This is a genomic window from Pseudohaliea sp., from assembly GCF_054552115.1.
On record NZ_JBTOLW010000016.1, the window covers coordinates 46,190 to 62,070 of the forward strand.

The following is a 15,881-nucleotide window of genomic DNA, read 5'->3' on the forward strand; positions in this document are numbered from 1 at the left end:
GTTGCCAGCGCTGCCGCGCGCGGGTTGCCGGACCCGCCTAGAGCGGCGGCGGTTCCACGTCTCCGCCCTCGGGCTCGTGCTCCACATTCTTGTACTGCAGGTTGGTGAGCTGCTCGGAGAGGAGCCCCATGAGGAAGACGATCATGCCGGCGAGGACCAGCAGCGTGCTCATGTTGGTGAAACGCAGCGAGCCGGTACTGAGCGCCGACAGCACGTAGTTGAGCCCGCCCAGCCCCGCCATCAGCACGGACACCGGGAAGTACACCTTCAGCGGGGAGTAGAGCGTGCCGACCTTGAAGATAATCAGGAAAAAGCGCAGCCCGTCCCGCAGCAGGTTGATATGGCTGCGGCCAGCGCGCCGCCCGACCGCGGTAGGTACGAAGCCCACCGAATAGCCCGCGCGGAAGAACGCCATGGTCGACGTGGTCGGGTAGCTGAAGCCGTTGGGCAGCAGGTAGAGAAAGCTGAGGAACTTCTTCCGGTGCGCCACCCGGAAGCCGGAGGTCAGGTCATCGATGCGCTGACCCACCATCCAGCTCGCCAGCCGGTTGTAAAACGCATTTGCGCCCCAGCGGAAGACGCTCGCCTGGGAGGACAGGCCGCTGCGCGCACCGACGACCATGTCGTAGCCCTCCTCGAGGCGCGCGAGGAGGTCCGGGATGGCGGCCGGGTCATGCTGGCCGTCGGCGTCCATGAAGAGAATATAGTCCCCCCGGGCCGCCAGGGCACCGCGCTTGATGGCGGCGCCGTTCCCCTTGCCATAGGGCTGGGTGATGACTTCCACCCCGTGGCGACGCGCGACGCCCGCCGTGCCGTCGCAGGAGCCATCGTCGACCACGATCACCTGCCTGCCGGGGGCCGCGGCGATAACGCGCGGCAGCAGGCTCTCGAGGTGCTCTGCCTCGTTCTTCGCCGGGATGACGATGGACAGTGTCAAGGTGGGTCTCCGAGCGCTCCAGCAGGGGGTCGGCACCACAAGGCCGCCGACAGGGGAACTAAAACATACTAGGCCCCGCCGGGCCAGCACGGGAACCGGCGCGGCAGCCGCGACGCCTCAGGGCAGGCTCTCGAGCACGAGCTGCTCCACCGGGCGCAGGCGCCCGGCTTCACCCAGCGCCCGCAACTGGTCGCGCGCGGCCCGCGCCGTCTCCAGGTCGCCCGCCTGCGTCGCCGCCTCCAGGCGGAGTATGACCAGCGTGCCGTCCGACGGCGCCGCCTCCGAGGCCATCGACGAGTAGATGTATACGCGGGTAGGGTTGCCCAGGCGCCGCTCCAGGACCGCCAGCTCCTTGAGGACTTTCCAGTTCAGGGGCTCGCCCCCGGCAGCCTGACTCGCAACCAGTGCCTGGATCCACTCGGAGACACGATCCCAGGCGGCCTCCGGGCAAACCCGGTCTTCGTGGATTTCCCGGAGCACCCGGGCCGACATGCCGTGAAGCGGGTTCTCCATGACCCCATCGGGCAGGGGCACCAGCGCCCCCTCAACGGGATCCCCGGCGAGACAGGCTGCGGCAACCCGGCGCAGGACCCGGTCACCGAAACCCAGGGCCATCGCGGCAACCTGCGACCGGCTCAGTTCTACGGCACGGTCGATGTGTGGTCCTGCCAATTCATGGTGACCGAGGGCGGCCATGCGCAGGCCGTATTGCGAATGGGCCCTGGCCGACGCCGGGTGACCGCGCAGGTGGTGCGCCAGCAGCGCATCATAGGAACGCCAGTGGTGGGCATAGTTGAAGGTCGAGAATGTCAGCGCGCCGACGTAAAGCGCGAGCAGCGGGGCCACCAGGCGCCCGGCACCCGGGGCAAGGTGCGAGAAGACCCGGGCCAGGCCTGCCACCGCTAACAGGGCCAGGCCGGCGCTGGGCAGGTAATTGCGGTGCTCGAAGTACAGCTCGAGCGGCAGGAAGGAACTCTCCAGGCTGTGGCCGATGAAATACACCGCCAGGGCGAAGGCGACGACGCTTCGCCGGCGGCGCACGGCGCTCACCGCCAGGAAGGCCAGGGACGACAACACGAAGACAGCGGCGACCAGGCCCGCCGGCGACAGGAGTTCGCCCGAGAAGTCGTCGTGGAGCAGCCCCATCCGCCGTGTATCGGGGAGCAGGAACTGGCGCGCGTAATCGGTCACCGCCAGCAGGGAGTAGAACAACCGGTCTGTGAAGCCGAAAGAGCGGTGGGAAAAGCCCACCTCCGAGCGGGCCAGGAAATAGCAGCCCAGGGCCAGGAAAGCCATGACACCGAGCAGCAGCACGCCCTGCGCTGCGGGCTTCAGGTAACGCTCACGGCGTGACCCGGCGCGCCCCGGCCCGCCAGGAAGGATGAAAAGCTCGAGGGCGGCAAGCAGGGGGAGAGCCAGCAGCCCGTTTTCCTTGGCGAAGGGCGCCGCCAGCAGGGCACCGATGCACAGCAGGGCAAAGCCGGCACGCGCACGCGCCCCCGTCGCCACTCGCGCAAGCCCGTAGCTGACCAGTGCCAGCAGCGTGAAAGTCCCCGCGAGCAGCGTCATGCGCTGGGCGATGTAGAGAACGGAGCTGGCCTTCTGCGGGGCCAGCGCCCAGAGCATCGCCGCGAAAACGCCCATCAGCATGGGCCGGGCGACCCCGGTGCAGGCGAACACCAGGCGGGCGAGCAGAAAGACGAGGAAACCGTTGATGGCGTGCAGCCCCATGGACAGCAGCTGGCTCTCGTAGGGCCCCGCCTTGAGGAAAACCTGCTCCGCGGCGAAGGTGGCGATCGACAGGGGGCGCCCGAGGGGGCCCGACACATCGCTGAACACGTAGTGCCAGAACTGCTCCGGGTGCTCACGCAGGTGCTGCAGGGGAACCACAGACGTGGCGTCGTCGAACAGGTAGCCGGTCCCGACGCCGGGAGAGAATGCACCGTAGACGCCGGCGGCGATGGCCAGCAGCACGAGTGCGCCGGAGAGCCACCGGGTACACAGGATGCGGCGCAATGGCGAAGAAAAAGCCTGGCGGGTCAACGGCGGCACGGGTTGCTCAGGATCTCGTCAGGAGCGGCGGCGGACACAGGGTAGCGCGCCACGCCGCCAGACAAAAAGCCGGAAAAAAAACCAGACAAAAAAGAGCCCCGGGATCGGGGCTCTGGAACTTGCCTGCAATGTGGGTCCGGCCGCGGCCGGACCGGTTGCTAGCCGCGGCAGGTGGCGGGGAGGTACTTCGCCTCGACGGCCTGGGTGCCACCCGGGCCGCAGACCCAGTTCACGCGGCGGGAGCCCTGATCCATCGTACCCGTCAGCTGGAAGGTGTCACCCTGGACGTCGGCCGGGAGCTGCGTAGCCGAGTTCGAGATGGTGATCGTGTAAATCCCGATGAAGCTCGTACCGCCCGGCGCATAGGCCGCCTGGCTGACGAACGAGTCCTGCCCAAAGCCAGCGAGGGTGATGCCGGCCGCAGCGGCATCCGCGGGCATTGCGCCGTTGCTGGCCGCGAACTCGGCGATCGTCGTCTTCGCCTCCGCAGCCACCGCGAGCGCTTCGGACAGCCGGGCACGAACGGTGTAGTCCTGGTAGGCCGGCAGCGCGATGGCCGCCAGGATGCCGACGATCGCGATGACGATCATCAGTTCGATCAGTGTGAAGCCCCCTTGGCGGGCTGCATGTTGCTTTTTCATGATGGTCTCCCTTCGGTCCCAATTGCGATCCTGCGAGCCCCGGGGGGGCTGAGCAGGGTGACGGTGGTATGAGCGTAGGCGCGCATAGAGCCCACCCTGCACGGAACGCAGCAAAATGCGGGCCAGAACTTCCGTCACCGTGCCAGCAGAAGCCGGATCGCACATCGATATACAGTAAAAACAACAAGTTAAGTGACAGCCCGGCCTGCCGCGCAAGCTGTTGTTGCAACCGCCCGCCGCCCCCGGGCAGGCAGGGGCACATGACGTTTTTACCCCCTGGCTGACAAATTTTGTCGGTTCCGCCTGCAAAAAGCGTTCGAATCCGCCCGCCGACCCCCGGCTCCCTGTCGCCGCGGGCCCGCGCAGGCGCCGGTAACGGCGCCCCGGGCGTAAAAAATCGACTGAATTTCCAAACACTTAACGACTACACCTTCAGAGAGCCGGTAGGTATACTCAGGGTGTCTAGCCGGGGTGCCCGCGATCGCCCCTCGAGGTGGCATGATGAACGAGCAAGCAAAAACGCCGCCCTCCGGCCTCGCCGGGCGCCTCGTTATCGAGGGCCTGATCGATGCCGACCAGGCGCGGCAGGCACAGCGCGCCGCGGTGGAGCAGCGCGTGCCTTTCGTGAGCTACCTCGTCGAGTCGGTCGACGTCGACGGCAGGGAACTCGCGCGCATCGCCTCGCAGGAGTTCGGGGCGCCGCGCTTCGACCTCGACGCCTTCGACCGGGAGCAGCTCCCGGACGGCCTGGTCGAGCCGGACCTGATCACCAAGCACCACGCCCTGCCCCTCTTCCACCGCGGCAAGCGGCTGTTCATCGCCGTCTCGGACCCGACCAACCTCGCCGCCCTGGACGAGATCAAGTTCAACACCGGGATCAGCACCGAGCCGATCCTGGTCGACGAGCAGAGTCTCACGAAGGCGATCGCCGACTGGTCCAACGCGCAGGAAGACCTGGCCGGCGGGCTGGAGGAGCTCGAGGCCGGCGAACTCGAGGACATCGATATCAGCGCCGTCGATGAAGACGAGCGCGCGGACGGCGCCGAGGACAACGCGCTCGACGAGACCCCCATCGTCCGCTTCGTCAACAAGGTACTTGTCGATGCCATCAAGCAGGGCGCCTCGGACATCCATTTCGAGCCCTACGAGAAAGACTACCGGGTGCGCTTCCGCACCGACGGTATGCTCGAGGAAATGGTGCGGCCGCCACGCAACCTGGCACCGCGCCTCGCCGCGCGGCTCAAGGTCATGTCGCAAATGGACATCTCCGAGCGGCGCATCCCGCAGGACGGCCGCATCCAGATGCGCCTGTCGCGCAACCGCGCGGTCGACTTCCGGGTCAACACGCTGCCGACACTCTTCGGCGAAAAGATCGTACTGCGGATCCTCGACCCGACCAGCGCGCAGCTGGGCATCGACGCCCTCGGCTACGAGCCGGAGCAGAAGGAGATGTACCTGCGCGCGCTCGCCCAGCCCCAGGGCATGATCCTGGTGACCGGGCCCACCGGCTCCGGCAAGACGGTCTCGCTGTACACGGGCCTCAACATCCTCAATGAACCACACCGCAACATCTCCACCGCGGAAGATCCGGTGGAGATCAACCTCTCCGGCATCAACCAGGTGCACGTGAACCCGAAGGTCGGCCTCAACTTTGCCGAGGCCCTGCGCTCCTTCCTGCGCCAGGACCCGGACGTGATCATGGTCGGCGAGATCCGCGACCTGGAAACGGCGGAGATCGCCATCAAGGCGGCACAGACGGGCCACCTCGTGCTGTCGACGCTGCACACGAACAGCGCCGCCGAGACGATCACCCGCCTGCTCAACATGGGCGTCCCGACCTTCAACCTGGCCACCTCCGTGAGCCTGATCATCGCCCAGCGCCTGGCGCGGCGCCTGTGCAGCGAGTGCAAGGCACCGGCGGATCATATCCCCGATGACGTGCTCAGGCAGGAAGGCTTCACGGACGAGATGCTGCAGGGCGCCACGCTGATGAAGGCCGTGGGCTGCAAGGTGTGCAACGACGGCTTCAAGGGGCGGGTGGGCGTCTACGAGGTCGTGCGCATCACGCCGGAGATCAGCGAGCTGATCATGGCCCAGGCGGACGCGACGAAGATCGCCAGGCAGGCCCGGGCCCACGGCTTTCACTCCGTGCGCACGGCGGCGCTCATGAAGTGCGCGGCCGGTATCATCAGCCTCGAGGAAGTGAACCGTATTACCATCGACTAGGCTTTCGACTAGGCTTAAGGTGCGCCCGGCGGCGCAGCGGAGAGGGCGGGACGACACATGGCAACGGCAACCAGCACTCCCTTCATCTGGAGCGGCACCGACAAGAACGGCCGCCAGACCAAGGGCGAGATCAATGCGCCATCCTCGGCGCTGGCGCGCGCGCAGCTGCGCCAGAAGGGCATCAACCCGCGGTCCGTGCGACGCAAGCCGAAACCGCTGTTCAGCGCGCGCAAGAAGCCCATCAAGCCGGGAGACATCGCGGTCTTCACCCGCCAGATGGCGACCATGATGAAAGCCGGCGTGCCGCTCGTGCAGAGCTTCGACATCGTCGCCGACGGGATCGAGAATCCGTCCATGCGTACCCTGGTAATGTCGATCAAGAATGACGTGGCCGGCGGCTCCGGCCTCGCCGTGTCCCTCGAAAAGCACCCCCGCTATTTCGACGAGCTGTTCTGCAGCCTGGTCGGCGCCGGCGAATCCTCGGGCCGCCTGGAGACCATGCTCGATCGCGTGGCCACCTACAAGGAAAAGACCGAGGCCCTGAAGCGCAAGATCAAGAAGGCCCTCACCTACCCCGCCGCGGTCATCGTCGTCGCCATCGTCGTCACCGGCATCCTGCTGGTGAAGGTCGTGCCGCAGTTCGCCGAGACCTTCCGCAGCTTCGGCTCGGATCTGCCGGCCTTCACGCTCTTCGTGCTGCGCATCTCGGAGTTTGTCCAGGCCTGGTGGTTCATCATTCTCCTCGCCCTGCTCGCGGCGGTCTGGGGCATCCGGGAGGCGAAGCTGCGATCGGTGCGTTTCTCCGAAGCGATCGACAGGCTGGCGCTGAAGGCGCCGGTCATCGGCGGTATCACCCACGATGCCGTGGTCGCCCGCTTCTCGCGCACCCTGGCCACCACCTTCAATGCCGGCGTGCCCCTCGTGGAGGCCCTGGAGTCCACGGCCGGCGCCGCGGGCAACTCGGTCTTTGCCAAGGCCATCCTGCAGATCCGCGACGACGTGACCACCGGCGCCACGCTCTACCAGTCCATCAAGGCCACCGGCCTGTTCCCGAACATGCTCCTGCAGATGGTCTCCATCGGCGAGGAGTCCGGGCAGCTCGACGAGATGCTGGACAAGGTTGCCAGCCACTACGAGGAGGCGGTCGACAACGCCGTGGACAACCTGAGCGCGCTCATGGAGCCCATGATCATGTCCATTCTCGGCGTGCTCGTGGGCGGCCTCATGGTGGCCATGTACCTGCCGATCTTCATGCTCGGCTCGGTGATCTGAGCCGGTGCGGGCCAAGGCAGCCGGCGGCCGGCCGGGCTGGAAGATGACGAGTTACCGGCACGGGGCCCCGGCGTGATCCTGGGCTGGCTCGCGCAACACCCGGCCTGGTGGGTCGGGATCGTGGGGGTGCTCGGCCTCGTCGTGGGCAGCTTTCTCAACGTGGTGATCCTGCGGCTGCCGCGCATGCTGGAGGCGCAGTGGCGACGGGACTGCCGGGAGCTGCTCGCCGAAGGGGAACCGCCGGGCGAGCAGCCGCCGTCCTTCTCCCTAGCCTACCCGCCGTCCCACTGCACGGCCTGCGCCGCGCGTATCCGGCCCTGGCACAACATCCCCCTCCTCAGCTACCTGCTCCTGCGCGGGCGCTGCGCCGACTGCCGTGCGCCCATCTCGCCGCGCTACCCGCTGGTTGAGGCGGCCACGGGGGCGGCCTCGGTGGCCGTGGCCCTCTACGTCGCGCCCGGGCTGGCCGCCGCCGCGGCGCTCGCCTTCACCTGGGCGCTCATCGCCCTCACCGGTATCGACATCGACCACCAGCTGCTGCCGGACGACATCACCCTGCCACTGCTCTGGGCCGGTCTCCTCTACAACCTGGCCAGCGGCGCGGTACCCCTCGCCGACGCGGTGGCGGGCGCCGCGGCCGGCTACCTGCTGCTGTGGAGCATCTACTGGCTGTTCAAGCTCCTCACCGGCAAGGAGGGCATGGGCTACGGCGACTTCAAGCTGCTCGCCGCCATCGGCGCCTGGCTGGGCTGGCAGGCCCTGCCGCTGGTGATCCTGCTCTCGTCGCTGGTCGGCGCGGTGGTCGGCGTCGCCGGCATGCTGCTCCTCGGCCGCGGCCGCGACGTACCGATCCCCTTCGGGCCCTACCTCGCCGCGGCGGGCTGGATCGCCCTCCTCCGGGGGGATGTCATCGCGGCCTGGTGGCTCGGCATGCTGCAGCCATGAGCACGCGCTTCGTGGTCGGCGTCACCGGCGGTATCGGCAGCGGCAAGTCCGCGGTCACGGACCGCTTCGCCGCCGCCGGCGTGGTCGTGATCGATGCGGACCAGGCAGCACGTACGGTCGTGGAGCCGGGCACCGGGGGCCTTGCCGCGATCGTCGAGCACTTCGGCGACTCCATCCTCGACGGCGACGGCCGTCTCGACCGGCCCGCCCTGCGCCGCCGGGTCTTTGAGGACCCGGCGGAGCGCGCCTGGCTGGAGCAGCTCACCCATCCGCTCATCGGCGAACAGATCGCCCGCGAACTCGCGGCGGCGACGTCACCCTACTGCATCCTCAGCTCCCCCCTGCTGCTGGAGACGCGGCAGAAGGACCTGGCGGACGTGATCGTGGTGGTGGATGTCCCGGAGGAACTGCAGGTCGCCCGCACCATGGCGCGGGACGACAACGACGCCGAGCTGGTGCGCAAGATCATGGCGGCCCAGCTGTCCCGGGCGGAGCGCCTCGAGGGCGCGGACATCATCATCGACAACAGCGGCACCCTCGCCGACCTCGACGAGCGCGTTGCCGAGCTGCACGCGGAATTCCTGGCCCGGGCGGAGCTGGCGCGCGAGGGCTAGCCGAGACGCTCCCGGATGGCCTCGATGATCGGGCCGTTCGCCGCAGGGAACTCACCGGCGTCGAGCTCAAGTAGCGCCAGCCAGCGCAGCGGCTGCCCTTCCCGCCCCGACACCTCGCCGTGCCAGGCCGTGACCAGGTGCACGTCGAGACGGACGTGGCGGTCGCCATAGTCGTGCTCGATGACCACCAGCGGCTCGCTCGCGGCGACTTCGAGGGCAACTTCCTCGGCCAGTTCCCGCGCCAGCGCATCAAGCACGCTCTCCCCGTCCTCGACCTTGCCGCCGGGAAACTCCCAGCGCCCGCCCTGGTGCTTCTCTACCGGCCTGCGCGCCACGAGCACCCGGCCCTCGCCGTCAGGGACCACGCCGACGGCAACGTGCAGGATGCCCCCGTCAGGTACGGTACTCGGCATTGATGCGCACGTAGTCGTAGGAAAAATCGGAGGTCCAGACCGTCTCGCTCGCCTCACCGCGACCGAGGTCCACGGCGATGCGGATGTCGGTCGCGGCCATGGCCGCGGCACCGGCCTCCTCGCTGTAGCTCGCCGCGCGGCAGCCGCCCTCGGCGATCAGCACGTCGTTGAGGCGCACGCTCACGGCCTCGACATCGAGGTCGGCGATACCCGCGCGGCCGATGGCGGCCAGGAGCCGCCCCCAGTTCGGGTCCGAGGCGAACAGCGCGGTCTTGACCAGCGGCGAGTGGGCAATGGTGAAAGCGACCGCCAGGCACTCTGCACCGTCGCGCCCGCCTTCCACGGAAACGGTCACGAACTTGCTCGCGCCCTCGCCGTCGCGCACCAGCCCCCGGGCGAGCTGCACGCAGACATCGCCCACGGCCTCGGCCAGCAGGCGGGCGGCCTCGCTGTCGTTCGCCGTAAGCTCCTCATTGCCCGCAGCACCGGTGGCGAGGAGCACGCAGGCATCGTTGGTGGAGGTGTCACCATCGACAGAGATGCGGTGGAAGGAACGCTCCACGGCCTCGCGCAGGAGCTCGTCGAGCAGCGGCTGCGCCACGGCCGCATCGGTGGCAAGGAAGGCGAGCATGGTGGCCATGTCGGGACGCAGCATGCCGGCGCCCTTGGCCATGCCGGTCACGGTGATGGTCCGGCCACCGATATCGAGCTGCGCGCTGCACAGCTTGGGACGCGTATCCGTAGTCATGATGCCCCGTCCGGCATCCGCCCAGCCGTCTGCGGCAAGGCCCTCGAGGAGCCGCGGTACCGCGGCGGTGATGGGCGCCACCGGGAGCGCTTCGCCGATCACGCCGGTCGAGAACGGCAGCACCTCGGCGTCCCGTACCCCCGCCGCCTCGGCCACTGCCGCGGTGCAGGCGCGGGCGTCCGCAAGGCCCGCCGCGCCGGTGCCGGCATTGGCGTTGCCGGTGTTGATCAGGAGGTAGCGGGGGGCCGCCGCCGCGAGACGCTCGCGAGCCAGGTGAACGGGCGCAGCGCAGAAGGCGTTGCGCGTGAACACGGCGGCGCAGCGGCTGCCCGGTGCTGCTTCGAGGAGGACGAGGTCCGGCCGGCCCGGGTAGCGCACGCCGGCCGCCACGGTAGCAAGGCGGATGCCGCCGACCGGCAGCGGCGCGTCCGCCAGCTCAGGGCCTGTCATCTACCGCGCCCGCCCTAGAGCGCGCCGTGGCACTGCTTGTACTTCTTGCCGCTGCCACAGGGGCAGGGCTCGTTGCGGCCCACCTTGGGCTGCTCGCGGGTGAAGGGCTGCTGGGCGCCCGGCTCCGCGGCGGCCTGCGCAGCACCCTGGGAGGCCCCGGCATCGCCCGCCGGCGCGGCGGCGGCCTCCTCGGCCAGGGCCGAAGCCGCGGCGTGCTGGAAGGCCAGCTTCTCGCGCTCTGCCGCCTCCCGGCGCCGCTGCTCGATCAGCTCGGACTCGTCCTCGCTGCGCACGCGCACGTGGGAGAGGAACTTCACCACCTCGTACTTGAGGTTCGAGAGCAGGGACTGGAACAGCGCGAAGGACTCGCGCTTGTACTCCTGCTTGGGGTTCTTCTGCGCATAGGCGCGCAGGTGGATCCCCTGGCGCAGGTGATCCATCGTCGCCAGGTGTTCCTTCCACAGCGTATCGAGCACCTGCAGCATAATCTGCTTCTCGATCTTGCGCATGTCCGGGCCGACCTGCTCGCACTTGGCGTCGTAGGCGGCCTGGATGGCGTCGATGATGCGCTCGCGCAGGCCCTCTTCGTCGAGCTTGTCGTCCTCGTCGAGCCACTGCTGCACGGGGAGTTCGATGGCGAACTCCGCCTCCAGCTGGCGCTCGAGCCCGGGGATATCCCACTGCTCCTCCACGCTCATCGGCGGCACGTAGCTGTCGATGGCCTCGTTGACCACGTCGCGGCGGATCGCCGTGATCGTGTCGTAGATGTCGGCCTCGTCGAGCAGTTCGTTGCGCTGCTGGTAGATGATCTGGCGCTGGTCGTTGGCGACGTCGTCGTACTCGAGAAGCTGCTTGCGGATGTCGAAGTTGCGGCCCTCGACCTTTCGCTGCGCCTTCTCGATGGCGTTGGTGACCATGCGGTGCTCGATGGCCTCACCCTTCTCCATGCCCAGGGCCTGCATGAAGCTCTTCACCCGGTCGGAGGCGAAGATGCGCATGAGGTTGTCCTCGAGGGAGAGGTAGAAGCGCGTGACCCCCGGGTCGCCCTGGCGGCCGGCGCGGCCGCGGAGCTGGTTGTCGATGCGCCGGGACTCGTGGCGCTCCGTACCGAGGATGTGCAGGCCGCCGGCCTCCAGCACCCGGTCCTGGCGTTCCTTCCAGCCCGCGCGAAGCTCGTCGCGCTTCGCCTCGTCGATGTCCCCGGCCGCGGCGAGCTCCGCGTCGAGGTTGCCGCCGAGGACGATGTCCGTGCCGCGGCCCGCCATGTTGGTGGCGATGGTCACTACCCCCGGGCGCCCGGCCTGGGCAATGATCTCGGCTTCCTGCTCGTGGTACTTGGCGTTCAGCACCTTGTGCTCGATGCCGGCCTTGCGGAAACGCTTCGACAGTTCCTCGGAGTTTTCCACGGAGGCCGTACCCACCAGCACCGGGGCGTCCTCGGCGATGCAGGCCTTCACGTCCTCGACGATGGCGTCGAACTTCTCCTCGCGGGTGAGGTAGACGAGGTCATTGAGATCCTTGCGGATCATCGGCTTGTTGGTGGGAATCACCAGCACCTCGAGACCGTAGATCTGCCGGAACTCGAAGGCCTCCGTATCCGCCGTGCCGGTCATGCCGGCCAGTTTCTCGTAGAGGCGGAAGTAATTCTGGAAGGTCGTGGATGCCAGCGTCTGGCTCTCCGCCTGGATGGCAACGCCCTCCTTCGCCTCGATGGCCTGGTGCAGGCCCTCGGAGAGGCGCCGGCCGGGCATGGTGCGCCCGGTGTGCTCGTCGATAAGCACGACCTGGCCGCCCTGCACGATGTACTCCACGTCGCGGTGGTAGAGCACGTGGGCGCGCAGCCCGGAGTGGATGTGGTGCAGCAGCTGCAGATTGGTCGCTGCGTAGAGGCTGTCACCCTCTTCGAGCAGCCCCGCCTCGATGAGCAGGCCCTCGACGAACTCGTGGCCCTCCTCGGTGAGCTCGACCTGCCGCGCCTTCTCGTCGACGCTGTAGTGGCCCGCATCGTCCTCGGTCGCCGCCCGCAGCCGGGGCACGAGCGTGTTGATGCGCTTGTACAGCTCGGAGCTGTCCTCGGAGGCGCCGGAGATGATCAGCGGCGTACGCGCCTCGTCGATGAGGATCGAGTCCACCTCGTCGACGATGGCGAAGGCCAGCTCGCCCTGCAGCTTGTCCTCCAGGGTGAAGGCCATGTTGTCGCGCAGGTAGTCGAAGCCGAACTCGTTGTTGGTGCCGTAGATGACGTCGCAGCGGTAGGCCGCGCGCTTCTGCTCGGGCAGCTGCCCGGAGCGGATGACACCGACCTCGAGGCCGAGAAACTCGTAGAGCGGGCCCATCCAGCCCGCATCGCGACCGGCGAGATAGTCGTTGACGGTCACCAGGTGTACGGGACTGCCGGTGAGCGCGTTCAGGTAGGCCGGCAGCGTCGCCACGAGGGTCTTGCCCTCGCCGGTGCGCATCTCGGCGATCTTGCCCTCGTGCAGGGCCATGCCGCCGATGAGCTGGACGTCGAAGTGACGCATGCCAAGCACCCGCCGGCTGGCCTCGCGGCAGACCGCGAAAGCGTCGGGGAGGACCGCGTCGACACTCTCCCCGCCGGCGAGCCGCTCGCGGAACTCGTCGCTCTTCGCGGCGAGGGCGGCGTCGTCGAGCGCCTGCAGGGTCTCCTCCTGGGCGTTGATCGTGCGCACGATCTTGCGCAGGCGCTTCAGCTCCCGCTCGTTGCGGGTTCCGAAGACTTTTTTCAGGGCCTTGTTAATCATCGTCTGTGCTGTTTCCGTAGCGGAGGCGGCGCGCTGCGCCTGCGCCTGGTGCATCGCGCGGCGGGACGCCGGGACGAGGTCATCGGGATGCGTGGGTGCGGCCGGCCCTCACAGCCGGAGCGCACCGGCTCAGGCCGGGCGCGGCGACCGATGGCGCCGCGATAAAGGGCGGGAGTTTCGCATATCGCTGCGGCATTTGCCATCTCGGTGGCCGGAAAAGACCGGGGCAGGAATCACGACGGGGCGTCGCTCCACACCGCATGAGGCGCGGGGAAGCGCCCCGGGCGCCGCTGTGCAACCGGCGCCCGGGGCCGAGGGCCAGGAGTCAGTCGGCCTGGCGGCGGAGGAAGGTGGGGATATCGAAGTACTCCCCGCCCACCGCTTCCGCCGGGGCGGCAGCGGCACCGCCGGCGGCCGCGCGACGACGCGCCGGGGGCGTGTCGTAGTCGCGGTAGTCAGGCTGGGCCGCCGGTTCGGCCGGCGACTCCTCCGCGGCGGCCTGCGGCTGCGGCTGCGCCGCGGCGCGCCGCGGCGCGGAATCGACCACCTGCAGCGGTACCCGCGCCGCCTCGGCGCCGAGGCCCGTGGCCACCACCGTCACGCGCAGCTCGTCGCTCAGTTCCGGGTCGATGACGGTACCGACCACCACCGTCGCCTCCTCGGAGGCGAACTCCTCGATGGTGTCACCCACCTCCGAGAACTCGCCCAGGGACAGGTCGAGACCGGCGGTGATGTTGACCAGGATACCGCGGGCGCCCTCCAGGTCGATGTCGTCCAGCAGCGGGCTGTTGATGGCGCGCTCGGCGGCCTCCCGGGCCCGGTTCTCGCCGCGGGAACTGCCCGTACCCATCATGGCCATGCCCATCTCGGACATCACCGTGCGCACGTCGGCGAAGTCGACGTTGATCATGCCCGGGCGGATGATCAGGTCCGCGATGCCCTGCACCGCGCCGAGGAGGACGTTGTTGGCCTCCTTGAAGGCGTCGAGCAGGCTGGTGTTCTTGCCGAGCACGTCCAGGAGCTTCTCATTCGGGATGGTGATCAGCGAGTCGACGTGCTGCTGCAGCTCGGCGATACCGTTGTGGGCGATACCCAGGCGCTTCTTGCCCTCGAAGGGGAAGGGCCGGGTAACGACGGCCACCGTGAGGATGCCCAGTTCCCGGGCGACCTCGGCCACCACCGGCGCGCCGCCGGTGCCGGTACCGCCGCCCATGCCGGCGGTGATGAACACCATGTCGGCGCCGCGCAGCGAGTCGGCGATGCGGTCGCGGTCTTCCATGGCCGCCGCCCGGCCGATATCCGGGTTGGCGCCCGCGCCGAGGCCCTTGGTGATGTCGCCACCGAGCTGCAGCACCGTGCGCGCGTCGATGTCCGACAGGGCCTGCGAGTCGGTGTTGGCGCAGATGAAATCCACGCCCTCGACGCTGTTGTCGATCATGTGCTTGACGGCGTTGCCGCCGCCGCCACCGACCCCGATCACCTTGATGACCGCGTTCTGCGGTACGTTATCGATCAGTTCAAACATGGTCTTACTCCCCTTTTTGCACAGGAACCGCGTTTCACGCGGCGTTGAAAATTCCTTGTTCCACAACGCTAGAAATTGCTGCCGAACCAATGGCGCAGGCGGGCCCACCAGCCCGGCCCCGCCTCGCCGCTCGAGAGCAGCCCGCGGGACGCCTCCCCCGGATGCTGCGCGGCGTAGTGCAGCAGCCCGCAGGCGGTGGCGTAGACCGGGTTGCGCACGATGTCCGCCATGCCCTGCACCGCCTGCGGGTAGCCCACCCGCACGGGCATGTGGAAGATCTCCTCGGCGAGCTCCACCACCCCTTCCATCTTCGAGGTGCCGCCGGTGAGCACGATGCCCGCGGGCACCATGTCCTCGTAGCCGCTGCGCCGGAGCTCCCCCTGCACCAGGGTGAACAGCTCGTCGTAGCGCGGCTCCACCACCTCGGCGAGAGACTGCCGGGAGAGGTCCCGCGGCGGCCGGTCGCCGACGCTGGGCACCTTGATGGTCTGGTCCGCACCGGCAAGCTGGGTCAGCGCGCAGGCGTACTTGATCTTGATTTCCTCGGCATACTGCGACGGCGTGCGCAGTGCCATGGCGATATCGTTGGTGACCTGGTCCCCGGCGATGGGAATGACGCCTGTGTGGCGGATCGCCCCTTCCGTGAACACCGCGATGTCGCTGGTACCGCCGCCGATGTCCACGATGCAGACGCCGAGCTCGCGCTCGTCGTCGGTGAGCACCGCGTGACTGCTGGCGAGCTGCTCGAGGATCACTTCCTCCACCTCGAGGCCGCAGCGGCGGATGCACTTCTCGACGTTCTGGGCGGCGTTCACGGCGCAGGTCACCAGGTGCACCTTCGCCTCGAGGCGCACGCCGGACATACCCAGGGGTTCACGGATACCCTCCTGGTTATCGATGACGTACTCCTGGGGAAGGATGTGCAGCACCTTCTGGTCCGCCGGAATGGCCACGGCCCTGGCCGCATCGAGCACCTGTTCCACGTCCCCGGGCGCGACCTCCTGCTCGCGGATGGCGACAATGCCGTGGGAATTGAGGCTGCGCACGTGGCTGCCGGCGATGCCCACGTAAACCGAGTGGATCTGGCAGCCGGCCATGAGCTCGGCCTCCTCCACGGCGCGCTGGATCGACTGCACCGTGGACTCGATGTTCACCACCACGCCCTTCTTCATCCCCTTGGACGGATGCGAGCCGATGCCGACGATCTCGATCTGCCCTGAGGGGTCCACCTCGCCGACGATGGCGACGACCTTGGACGTGCCGATATCCAGCCCGACGATCATGTTCCTGTCCTTT

General features: G+C 68.3%; 12 protein-coding genes. 4 read left to right on the forward strand and 8 right to left on the reverse strand.

What is annotated here, in order from left to right:
* Nucleotides 1–37: 37 nt before the first annotated feature.
* The 3 genes from ACX93N_RS09495 to ACX93N_RS09505 form a co-directional block, all read right to left on the reverse strand.
* The gene (locus ACX93N_RS09495; RefSeq protein WP_459428176.1) at nucleotides 38–937 is read right to left on the reverse strand and encodes a glycosyltransferase family 2 protein; all 900 of its coding nucleotides are present in this window, start codon (nucleotides 935–937) and stop codon (nucleotides 38–40) included.
* Between the two features lie 117 nt (nucleotides 938–1,054).
* A complete protein-coding gene (locus ACX93N_RS09500; protein WP_459428177.1) occupies nucleotides 1,055–2,989 on the reverse strand; it encodes a hypothetical protein in 1,935 nt (644 codons plus the stop codon).
* Nucleotides 2,990–3,147: 158 nt separating this feature from the next.
* Nucleotides 3,148–3,630 carry a pilin gene (locus ACX93N_RS09505; RefSeq protein WP_459428178.1) on the reverse strand — a complete coding sequence of 161 codons (483 nt, stop codon included), beginning with the start codon at nucleotides 3,628–3,630 and terminating at the stop codon, nucleotides 3,148–3,150.
* Between the two features lie 501 nt (nucleotides 3,631–4,131).
* Here ACX93N_RS09505 and pilB point away from each other — a divergent pair.
* The 4 genes from pilB to coaE all read left to right on the forward strand — a co-directional run bounded on the left by pilB (nucleotide 4,132) and on the right by coaE (nucleotide 8,687).
* A complete protein-coding gene (gene pilB, locus ACX93N_RS09510) occupies nucleotides 4,132–5,856 on the forward strand; it encodes a type IV-A pilus assembly ATPase PilB (RefSeq protein ID WP_459428179.1) in 1,725 nt (574 codons plus the stop codon).
* A gap of 57 nt (nucleotides 5,857–5,913) precedes the next feature.
* On the forward strand, nucleotides 5,914–7,128 hold the full coding sequence (locus ACX93N_RS09515; protein WP_459428180.1) for a type II secretion system F family protein: 1,215 nt from the start codon (nucleotides 5,914–5,916) through the stop codon (nucleotides 7,126–7,128).
* 72 nt (nucleotides 7,129–7,200) lie between these two features.
* On the forward strand, nucleotides 7,201–8,073 hold the full coding sequence (locus tag ACX93N_RS09520) for a prepilin peptidase (RefSeq protein WP_459428181.1): 873 nt from the start codon (nucleotides 7,201–7,203) through the stop codon (nucleotides 8,071–8,073).
* Nucleotides 8,070–8,687 carry a dephospho-CoA kinase gene (gene coaE / locus ACX93N_RS09525; RefSeq protein WP_459428182.1) on the forward strand — a complete coding sequence of 206 codons (618 nt, stop codon included), beginning with the start codon at nucleotides 8,070–8,072 and terminating at the stop codon, nucleotides 8,685–8,687. Before ACX93N_RS09520 ends, coaE begins: the two co-directional genes overlap by 4 nt.
* Here the strand turns inward: coaE and mutT are convergent.
* The 5 genes from mutT to ftsA all read right to left on the reverse strand — a co-directional run bounded on the left by mutT (nucleotide 8,684) and on the right by ftsA (nucleotide 15,868).
* Entirely contained in the window at nucleotides 8,684–9,100 is a 417-nt protein-coding gene (gene mutT / locus ACX93N_RS09530) for an 8-oxo-dGTP diphosphatase MutT (RefSeq protein ID WP_459428183.1), read from the reverse strand. The genes coaE and mutT overlap by 4 nt on opposite strands.
* A complete protein-coding gene (argJ, locus tag ACX93N_RS09535; RefSeq protein ID WP_459428184.1) occupies nucleotides 9,081–10,298 on the reverse strand; it encodes a bifunctional glutamate N-acetyltransferase/amino-acid acetyltransferase ArgJ in 1,218 nt (405 codons plus the stop codon). The genes mutT and argJ overlap by 20 nt, the downstream gene beginning before the upstream one ends.
* A 14-nt stretch (nucleotides 10,299–10,312) precedes the next feature.
* Nucleotides 10,313–13,060 carry a preprotein translocase subunit SecA gene (gene secA, locus ACX93N_RS09540; protein ID WP_459428185.1) on the reverse strand — a complete coding sequence of 916 codons (2,748 nt, stop codon included), beginning with the start codon at nucleotides 13,058–13,060 and terminating at the stop codon, nucleotides 10,313–10,315.
* Between the two features lie 325 nt (nucleotides 13,061–13,385).
* The gene (gene ftsZ, locus ACX93N_RS09545; RefSeq protein ID WP_459428186.1) at nucleotides 13,386–14,585 is read right to left on the reverse strand and encodes a cell division protein FtsZ; all 1,200 of its coding nucleotides are present in this window, start codon (nucleotides 14,583–14,585) and stop codon (nucleotides 13,386–13,388) included.
* Between the two features lie 68 nt (nucleotides 14,586–14,653).
* The gene (gene ftsA / locus ACX93N_RS09550) at nucleotides 14,654–15,868 is read right to left on the reverse strand and encodes a cell division protein FtsA (RefSeq protein WP_459428187.1); all 1,215 of its coding nucleotides are present in this window, start codon (nucleotides 15,866–15,868) and stop codon (nucleotides 14,654–14,656) included.
* Nucleotides 15,869–15,881 lie beyond the last annotated feature (13 nt).

What these genes read in the sequence shown, in the direction of transcription:
- ACX93N_RS09505 (WP_459428178.1), bottom strand. Translation starts at nt 3,630, where the DNA reads ATGAAAAAGCAACATGCAGCCCGCCAAGGGGGCTTCACACTGATCGAA.
- pilB (WP_459428179.1), top strand. Translation starts at nt 4,132, where the DNA reads ATGAACGAGCAAGCAAAAACGCCGCCCTCCGGCCTCGCCGGGCGCCTC.
- ACX93N_RS09515 (WP_459428180.1), top strand. Translation starts at nt 5,914, where the DNA reads ATGGCAACGGCAACCAGCACTCCCTTCATCTGGAGCGGCACCGACAAG.
- coaE (WP_459428182.1), top strand. Translation starts at nt 8,070, where the DNA reads ATGAGCACGCGCTTCGTGGTCGGCGTCACCGGCGGTATCGGCAGCGGC.
- mutT (WP_459428183.1), bottom strand. Translation starts at nt 9,100, where the DNA reads ATGCCGAGTACCGTACCTGACGGGGGCATCCTGCACGTTGCCGTCGGC.
- argJ (WP_459428184.1), bottom strand. Translation starts at nt 10,298, where the DNA reads ATGACAGGCCCTGAGCTGGCGGACGCGCCGCTGCCGGTCGGCGGCATC.
- secA (WP_459428185.1), bottom strand. Translation starts at nt 13,060, where the DNA reads ATGATTAACAAGGCCCTGAAAAAAGTCTTCGGAACCCGCAACGAGCGG.
- ftsZ (WP_459428186.1), bottom strand. Translation starts at nt 14,585, where the DNA reads ATGTTTGAACTGATCGATAACGTACCGCAGAACGCGGTCATCAAGGTG.
- ftsA (WP_459428187.1), bottom strand. Translation starts at nt 15,868, where the DNA reads ATGATCGTCGGGCTGGATATCGGCACGTCCAAGGTCGTCGCCATCGTC.